Genomic DNA, 7,000 nt, shown 5'->3' with positions numbered 1-7,000 from the left:
CGGCAGCCCCACCCGGGGCGGGACCTACGTCGTCTCGGTCGCCGACAGCGCCAGCTACCCCGGGGACGTCGCAGTGACCGTGCCCGCCGGCACCCGGCTGGTGCTGGTGGCCGCCGGCTGGCCGACCCGCCGCCGACCGGACGGCGAGGTGCTCGCCCCCGTCCCCGGCCGGTACGCCCCCGACGGGCTGCGCCCGCACCTGCGCGGCAGCCTGCGGATCACCGGCGAGCCGGGCAGCAGCGTGGTCGTCGACGGGCTGCTCGTCGAGGGCGACGTGGTGGTCGCGCCGGGCCAGCTCGGCCACCTCACCGTCGCGCACGCCACGGTCACCGGCGCGGTCCGCGTCGAGTCCGCCGCCGGCCGGCCGAACAGCCGGCTCCAGCTGCGGCTCAGCCGGGTGGTGGCCGGCGCGGTCACCCTCGCCGCCACTGTGCCCATGACCACCGTGGACACCTGCGTGCTCGACGCCACCGCCGGCGGCGGGACCGCGCTGACCGGCGAGGGCGTGCACGCCTGCCTGGAGGGCAGCACCGTGCGCGGCGCGGTCCGGGTCCGCAGCCTCGACGCCAGCAGCTGCGTCCTGGACGGGCCGGTGGCGGTGGCCCACCGGCAGGTCGGCTGCCTGCGGTTCAGCTACGTCGCCCCCGGCTCGCGCACCCCGCGCCGCTACCGCTGCGTACCGGCCGACGGCGAACCCGGCCCGCTCCCGGTGTACGCGGCCACCGACCCGGCCTCGCCCGCGTACCCGGCCCTGGCCGGATCCTGCCCGGCCACGATCCGGGAGGGCGGCGAGGACCGGGCCGAGCCGGGCGTGCACCACCACCTCAGGCGACCGTTGCGGCTCCGGGCGGCGCAGCGGCAGCTCGACCCCTACCGGCCGGTCGGCATCGAGCTCGGGATCTTCGGGAGTTGACGTGCAGGGAGACTTCACCCGCTGGACGTTCGACCCGCGCGACGGCTACCGCCAGGTGCTGTTGCAGCAGGGCCGGATGCTGCTCGACGCCGAGTGGAACGAGCAGACGGAGATCACCGCCTGGCACGACGAGGAGCGGACCCGCGACGTCGTCGGCGCGGCCGGCGGGCCGCTCGACGGGGCCGGCTTCGCCGTGGTGGACACCGCCGGCGCCACCCCGACCGCGACGGCCTGGCCCGACCTGCGGATCACCCCCGGCCGCTACTACGTGGACGGGGTGCTGGTCGACGCCGCCCCGCCGGCCGGCGGTGGGGCCGGCCACCAGCTCGCCGACCAGCCCTACCTGCCGAAGGTGGGCGACCTGCCCGGGCTGCCCGAGCCCACCGCCGACGGCCGGTACGCCGTCCTGCTCGACGTCGCCGACCAGCACGTCACCGCCGACCAGGCGCCCCGGCTGCGGGAGGCCGCCCTCGGCGGCCCGGACACCACCACCCGGGCGCGGACGGTCTGGCAGGTCCGGCTGGTCAAGGTGGCCGCCGGCACCGCCTGCGCGGACGTGGTCGACCCGCTGTGGGGTGACCGGACCGCCCCGACCATGACCGCCGCGCTGCGCGAGGTGGACCCGACCGCCGACCCGTGCCGGCTGAGCGGCTCCGGCGGCTACCGGCGGCTGGAGAACCAGCTCTACCGCGTCCAGGTGCACGACGTGGCCACCGACGGCACCGCCCGCTACCTCTGGTCCCGGGAGAACGGCAGCGTGGTGGCCGGGCTGACCGCCATCGGCCCGCCCTCGGCGGCCGCCGCGGCGGCCGGGATGGACGCCGAGCTGAGCCTGGACCGGGTCGGCCGGGACGAGGAACTGTCCTTCCGGGAGGGTGACCTCGTCGAGGTGACCAGCCCCGACCGGGAGCTGCACGGCCGGCCCGGCCACCTCGCCACCGCCGGCGCCCCGGACGGGACGGCCCTGCCGGTGACGTGGGCCGCGGGTGCCCCGGCCAACCTCGCCGCGCTCGGCCGCACCCCGATCGTCCGGCGCTGGGACGGCCCGGCCCAGGTCGCCAACGCCAGCCCCGACGAGCTGGACGACGCCGGCATCGAGGTGCGCTTCGGCGCGGGCGACTTCCGGGTCGGCGACCACTGGCTGATCCCCGCCCGCACCGTCCGCCTGGTCTACGGCGTCAGCGCCCTCTCCGGCACCATCGACTGGCCCACCGACGGCCTCGGCAACCCGCTCGCCCGCCCGCCACTGGGGCCGGTGCACCACGTCGCGGTGCTCGGCATCCTCCGCCGCACCACCGTCGGCGGCGCCGGCCGCTGGGCGCTCGACGAGGACTGCCGCCGGCTCACCCCGCCGCTGACCGACCTGGTCACCCTCGACCTGCTCGGCGGCGACGGGCAACAGGCACCGCCCGGCCAGCCGCTGCCCGAGCCGGTGCGGGTGGTGGTCCGCAACGGCGGCCGCCCGGTGCACCGCGCGCGGGTCCGGTTCACCGCCGTCGACGGGCACCTGGCCACCGGCGTACCCACCGCCGCCGACCCGGCCCAGGTGGTCCTGGATACCGACGCCCGCGGCCAGATCGACGTGCGCTGGCTGCTGCCCAGCACCGGCCCGACCACCCGGGTGCTCACCGCGGTCCGGCTCGACGACGCCGACAACCCGATCGACGCCGAGATCCGGGTCACCGGCCGCCGCGACGAGGGCGGCACGGTCTGCCTCGTGGTCCGCCCCGAGACCGACCTGGTGCAGCTGTTCGCCGACCTGTCCGGGGTCACCGCGCTCGCGCTCTGCCTGACCGCGGGGGAGTGGACCCTGAGCGAGCCGGCGGTGCTCTCCGGGGTGTCCTGCGTGCTGGTCACCGGGGTCGGCTCCGCCACCCGGATCGTCTCCACCGCCGAGTCGGCGCTGCGCTTCACCGACTGCGGCGAGGTGCAGGTCCGCGACCTGTCCGTGGCGGCCGTGCCGGCCGAGAGCGACCAGCGCAACGGGGCCCTCGACGTGCAGCGCGCCGGCCTGGTCCTCGTCGAGCGGGTCCACGCCGAGATGGGCGACGCTCCGGCCGCCGTGGCGAGCGGGATCACCGTCCGCGGCGACGGCACCGAGGGCGGCCGGCCGGTGGAGCGCGCCGTGGTCCGGGACTGCCGGGTTGAGGCGGGCCACGCGCAGACCGGTGTGCTGGTGCTGGACAGCCGGCGTACCGACGTGCTCGGCTGCGACGTGGTGGCCACCGGCGACCCGGGCGCCGACCCGGAGAAGCGGTTCCTGGAGTGGCTGAGCGACCCCCGCTTCGCCCGCCGGATCGCCCGCCGGGCCGTGCACCCGCTGCTCGCCGGTGAGGACGGACTCGGCCTGCGCAAGGGCTGGTCGTCGCTGGTGGAGACCCGCAACCTGCGCTTCGGCTCCGAGATCGACGACCCGAAGGGCTGGACCGCGTACCTCGGCGACCAGGAGATCAGGACCGTCGAGGAACTCCAGGACGTGGTCCGCGACGACCTGGTCCGGCACAACCCGGATTCCCGGTTCTTCGACGATCGCACCCGGTTCGCCGCCTGGCTGCGCCGGGTCGCCGAGGACTTCGCGACCGCCGCCACGGCCACCGCCGGCATCACCGTGGCCGGCACCACCGCCGCCGACGTACGGGTCCGCGACAACACCGTCACGGGCGTGCTCACCGGCATCAGCGTCGCCCTCGGCGACCCCGACGAGGAGCGGGAGTCGGTACGCCGAGTGTGGATCACCGGCAACACGATCGCCCCGCCGGCGCGGGCCGCCACCGCCTTCCTGCACCAGGGCGTGTACGTGGGGGACTGCCACCGCCTCGACGTGTCGTCCAACGTCGTCGACCTGGCCGACGGCAAGCCCGGCTACCCGGTGCAGGGCCTGCTCTGCGCCGGCCGGCTCGGCCCGCACGCGGTCGCCGCCGCGAACACCTTCGACGGCACCGTGCTCGGCATCCGCGTGGTTCCCGGCCCGTCGGGCTCGCCCGCGCTGTGGGTGGCGCGCGACAATGTCTGCACCACCGGCCCGGCGCTGGTCGACGGCACCGGAGCGTGGCGCGACGAGGGGAACGTGAGCGGGTGAGGGTGGCGGAGGCGGCCGAGCCGGCCCGGTCGGCTGACCGGGGCCGAACGCGCCCGCTACGAGCCGGCGCTCGGCATGGACCTGACCGGGGTACGCCTGCACGACGGCCTCGCCGCCAAGCTCGCCGCCAAGGAGCGGCGGGCGCACGCCTTCACGTACGGCAACCACGTGGTCCTCGGTGCCGGCGCCGGGCCGAGCCGGGACCTGGTGCTCGCCCACGAGCTGGCCCACGTCCGCCAGCAGGCCCGTAGCGCCCCCGCCCCGGCCGGCGCGGCCACCGAGCACCCCGGTCGCGGCCCACCGGCTGCCCCGGTCCGGTCCGCGCCGCTCGGTGTGCAGTGCTTCGCGCTCGCCGACACCGCCGCGGGCCGGTTCGTCTCCGACACCGCGAGCGACGCCGCCGCCCTCGGCCGTGGCGCGCTCGACACCGCCCTCGACGTGGGCGGGGAGATCGCCGGGACCGCCCTGGAGGCGGCCTCCGCGGTCGTCGACCGGCTCGCGCCCGGCCTGCTGGAGTTCCTCCGCGGCGGCGCGCTGGTCCGGCTGCGTGAGCTGCTCTGCACCGGCGTCAACGCGCTGCTCGGCCGGCTGCTGTCCGGCCTCGCCGATTTCGACCCGATGTCCGCCATCGAGTCCACGTTCACCGGGCTCGCCCAGGGCGTGCGCGACGTCCAGGCCCGGCTCGGCGGCGCCGCCCGCTCGGCCGTCGGCGCCCTGCTGCGCCCGGTGGTGGCCGCCCTCCAGGAGTGGGACGGCCCGATCATCCGGAACCTGCGGACCGCCGCGGACACCGTCAACCAGCTCTTCACCGGCCTCTGGGACCACCTCGCGGTCCCCGCGCTGGACCTGCTCGGCGCCGCCGGTGGCGCGGTCTGGGAGTCCTTCACCCGGCTGGGCGGCTGGCTCTGGGACCTCACCGCGCCCATCCGTGCCGGCGCGTCCTACGCCTGGGACTGGCTCTGCACCCAGTTCGGGCTGGCCTGGGACAGCACCGAGGGCGCCCGCAGCTGGCTCGGCAACCTCGCGAACACCGCCTGGGAACGCCTGCGGGCCACCATCGAACCGATCCGTACCCCGCTCATGGTGGTCGGCGGCATCCTGGTCCTGCTCTCCCCGCTCGGCCCGGTCGTGGTGCTCACGCAGGTGCTGCCGCCGCTGTGGGACGGCCTGACCTGGCTCTGGGAGAACTGGAACACCCGCGAGATCCTGGTCGCCGCCCGGCAGGTGCTCCAGGAGCGCATCCTGCCCACCGTGATCGGCGCGGTCACCGGCGCGGCGGGCACGCTGGCCGCCGCGGCCGCCTGGCTCGCCGACGTGGCCGGGCAGGTCGGCACTGCGATGAGCGGGGTGCTCGGCGCGTTCGGCGCGAGCACCTGCCTGACCGCGGTGTCCACACTGCTCACCGGGGTGGCCAACCAGTTCACCCGGCTGGCCGCCTGGGCGCGCGGCGGGTTCAGCGGGCTGACCGAGGCCCTGCACGCCGTGTTCGACGCGCTGGTCGCCATCTTCCAGCCCATTCTGGACTTCCTGGTCCGGCTGGCCGTGGTGGTGGCCAACCCGCTCATGCTGCCGGTCGTCATCGGCGCGGTGATCTGGCTGCTCTGCCCGGACGACCTCAAGCCGCCGGTGATCAACTTCGTGCTCGACCTGCTCATCGTGGCGATCGGCGCGCTGCCCACCCTGCTCACCGGCCTCGGCCCGCTCGGCGCGCTGCTCCGCGAGGGCGTGGTCGGCTTCCTCACCCAGCTCCGCTACGGCGAGCGGATCGGCGACCAGCAGCGCATCGACGCCAGCAACAAGATCGCCAACCTGGCCGCCGGCGGGGGAGTGTCCTTCGTGGCCGGCATGGCGTGGGGCATCGTGCAGGGCGTGGTCGACGGCATCATCGACCCGTTCCGGCTGCTGTTCATGCTGGCCCAGCTCCTGGTGGCCGCCGCCCGCGCGGTGGCGCGGGTGGTCCAGTCGTACGCCCCGGGCATGGCCCTGGTCCGGGGCCCGCCGGCCACCGCCGGGCCGGCCGGCGGCGCCGCGCCGACACCCACCGCGGCCTCGCCGGCCGCGGCCACCGCTCCGGCGGTTCCCGGCACCGCTCCGCCGATCCCCGCCCCCGTCACCGGCGGCGGGGTCGGCTCCGGACCGGCGGCGTCCGGTGTGGCCGCCACGGCGCCCGGCGTCGGCGCGGTGGCGGCCTCGGGGCTCACCGCGGCGGCCGGTACCGGCCCCACCGCGACGACCAGCGCCACCGCCGGTCCCACCACCACCGCCGATCCGGCCGTCGCCTCCGCCGGCCCGGCAACGGCCGGCGGCGGGGCGGGCGGCGCCGCCGTGGAGTTGGCGGCGGTGCCCGGCGAACCGACCGACGCGCAGATCGTCGCCGCGCTGCCGGCCGGGGCCCTGGCGCAGGCGGCGGCCGGCGGGGTGGAGGCCGACGTCGACCCCGCCACGCTGGAGACCGACATGCGCGGCGAGGTGCAGAGCGAGGGCGCCAGCGTGGGCGGGCTCGCCCAGCTCCTCGGCGACGCCTGGGCGGCCATGGTGGCCGGCGCCCAGTCGCTCGGCGCGCGGGCCGCCGACGCGCTGCTCGAATTCATCATGCTGCCCGACTTCGAGCTGGGCCGGAAGATCGGCTTCGTGGCCGGGTTCCTGCTGCTCCAGGCCGCCATCATCTACTTCAGCGCCGGCAACTACGCCGCCCTGAAGGCCGTCGAGCCGGGGCTGCGCACACTGCTGGTCTACCTGCTGCGCTTCCTCGACCTCGGCGGCGAGCTGCTCGGCGTGCTGGGCCGGGCGCTGCGCCCGCTGCGCGGGCCGCTCATGCGCGGCATCGGCGCCGCGCGCGGCTTCCTCAGCCGGTTCCGGTTCGCCGCCGGGTTCCTCGAACGGGTCGAGGGGCTGGCCGGACGGATGCTCGGCCTGGGCGACGAGGCGGCCCTCGCCGCGAGCCGGGCCGCCCGGGGCGCCGAGGCCGGCGCGTCCCGCACCGCCCGGGAGGCCGTCGAGGCCGGCGT

3 protein-coding genes are annotated in these 7,000 nt (G+C 76.9%); all 3 read left to right on the top strand.

Annotated features, from left to right (window positions below; translation table 11 throughout):
• The coding region (locus ACW0Q9_RS27750; protein WP_456186253.1) for a hypothetical protein at positions 1-913 on the top strand (913 nt) is incomplete at its 5' end.
• Position 914: 1 nt separating this feature from the next.
• Positions 915-3,992 (top strand): DUF6519 domain-containing protein, encoded by a 3,078-nt coding sequence (locus ACW0Q9_RS27745; protein ID WP_456186251.1) that lies wholly within the window; start codon positions 915-917, stop codon positions 3,990-3,992.
• A 75-nt stretch (positions 3,993-4,067) separates the two neighbouring features.
• Positions 4,068-7,000: eCIS core domain-containing protein (locus tag ACW0Q9_RS27740; protein WP_456186249.1), on the top strand; the 2,933-nt coding region annotated here is incomplete at its 3' end.

This window comes from Micromonospora sp. I033 (assembly GCF_053890995.1).
The sequence above is the reverse complement of the archived record's forward strand: the minus strand, read 5'-3'. Positions and strand labels throughout refer to the sequence as shown.